This is a genomic window from candidate division KSB1 bacterium (assembly GCA_022562085.1).
In the GTDB taxonomy this organism is placed as follows: Bacteria; Zhuqueibacterota; Zhuqueibacteria; order Oceanimicrobiales; family Oceanimicrobiaceae; genus Oceanimicrobium.
On record JADFPY010000490.1, the window covers coordinates 1 to 2,145 of the forward strand.

Below are 2,145 nucleotides of genomic sequence, written 5' to 3' on the forward strand. Positions count from 1 at the left end.
CCTGCACGAATCAGAAAGAGCCGACGAGACCTGGGTTAACCCCGCCCACATTGTGGCCGTCACCCCGGACCCTAAAAAACGCTTCATGACCGTGGTTCTCGATGTGGGTTTCGGTGCTTTTTCAGGGCGACCCAAAATATACAGGATTACCTTTGAAAGCGGGGAAAAGTTGTTACAATCATTGGCTCATTGAGCCTCAGGGTATTCAATAAAAGAACGTTTTTTAGACATATCCGAAAAAGTTCAATAACCGAACCGGTCTGGATTTTCCTTTAAAATCTAAACGACTGAGTTCACCTGCATTTTTGAACGAAGCGGAAAAATGTCAGGTGGATCGATTTGTTATGGTTTTGTCAATTCTTATTCTCAACGGTCTGAATAAACGCCGGTCCATCTTTTGCAAATTTTAGTTCCTTCAATTCCCGAAACGTGAATTTACCACACTACTGAAAATAGAACCAAAAGTATAGCTTAATCTGACAAAACTAAAATACTCAAATGAGGTTGCAAGTTCTCTTCTCAATAGTAAGACATCTTCGGTTTCGGCATCACCTTTGGTCAGAGACAATTGATCCCGAATCCTCGAATAGCTTCCAACCAGAGTTAATGAAAATCCTTTGAATAGACGCATTTCCAGTTCAGCGAAAAAAGTCAAACGGTTCTTGCTAAAATCGTGAAAAAAGTTGGAGCCTTCAAGGCTGAATTCGATCGATCCCCAGGTTTGTGTGGTTTCTAATGTCACCGATAACTCATGTCCCAGCAGTGTCTCCTCTGTTTTATCAAAAATAGTTTCCTCGCGATATTGAATTTTTCTGGCTCCGATCCTGTACAAAAATCTGAGCTCTCTTCGGGTGGATTCTGAGTAAGGGAAGAGATTGTATTCAAACGCCGGAGTGAAGGCGACTTGGAGTTTTGTGTTACTGAACGTCGAGGAGGAAACGCCTTGAAAAGAGCCCACGGACCAGTGCTCATTAATACTTCTTACGAACGTGCTGGAAAAGCCATAGCTGTGGTCGGGGAGTGATTGTGTTTCGTCGTCGATTGTAAAACTTCTTCGGCTATAATCAGCACGAGGCGATAATCTAATTTTCCAGTTGTCGGTAACGTGACTTGCCGAGAAAGAGCCACCAATAGAGAGTGAGCTGCTTTGTTTTTGGCCGGAAAAAAAACCGCGCGCTGAAATACGAAATACCCAATGATTCCACTTGTCTTTAACCTCTGCCGCCCCGACTTCTTGTTTTTGATGTGAGATGGAAATTTGCTGCGCAACCGGCGTCTTGGCCGCAAAGCGCACGAGACCGAGCTTCAAGGTTGTGACATAACCTTGCCTGATGTCATTTCCCGTGTCCGTATTTCCCGAAACAAATTTCAGAGTGTCTGCCATGCCGATGAATTTTTCTCTGCCGATAAATGTGAGCGTATATTCGCGTCCTCCGCTGCCGGTTCTTTGTGTCGTGACTAGAACGTGAACTTGTGCTTGTTTTCGGTCCCTGACGTAATTGACAAAAGTGATCTCCGTTTGGATGTAGTCGTGATCGCACCGGTTACAATCGAGAAAGACTCTCGGCGCGTCGCTTAACCGCGCTTGCAAACTATCCGGTTCCACTTGAGAATAGCTATTCGAAGTTCCGAGGCCAAAAAGGAGAATAATACCTGCGCCTGCAACTTGTTTCATGTATTTCAATTAACGTGCTCCTGCGCTGCGACGAGTTCTGCCTTTGCTTAAGATGAGTCAAAAGATAAACCAGCGCTGCAATAAAGTCAACGGAAATGTAAAGATGAGCCTACTAAGGGGAAGCACGACTCGGCTGGCCAGAGAGCATCTCCTCCGGCCCCTGCTTCTGCGATGGAGTGGGGACGTTTTGTTTTTTTTTATAATGTGCGCGCGGCGCAGATGCAAATTATTGGCCACAGATTCGCACAGTCCGCTAGGGTGCACCCTTGGCGTCGCCGAGGCTTACCCGACAGACTGTTTACGGAAAAGGATATTTTTTAGGTAGAAATCAAGGTCGAACAATTTCGGTAGTGGGGATAAAGGTTTCATAGTGCCCATGGCCAGTGATCCTGAACTGGAACCGTCCATCCATACTGGGGAGGCCACCTTGACCGCCATAATAAGTTACCGATAGGGACGTTAGCGGACCC

Annotated in this window: 2 protein-coding genes; one reads left to right on the forward strand and one right to left on the reverse strand. The window is 46.0% G+C overall.

Annotated elements, in window-relative coordinates; genetic code table 11:
* Positions 1–193, forward strand: a 193-nt coding sequence (locus IH879_22630) for a hypothetical protein (protein MCH7677724.1), incomplete at its 5' end; no start/stop codon positions are given.
* A 222-nt stretch (positions 194–415) separates the two neighbouring features.
* Here the strand turns inward: IH879_22630 and IH879_22635 are convergent.
* Positions 416–1,684 (reverse strand): hypothetical protein, encoded by a 1,269-nt coding sequence (locus IH879_22635; protein ID MCH7677725.1) that lies wholly within the window; start codon positions 1,682–1,684, stop codon positions 416–418.
* Positions 1,685–2,145: the final 461 nt, after the last annotated feature.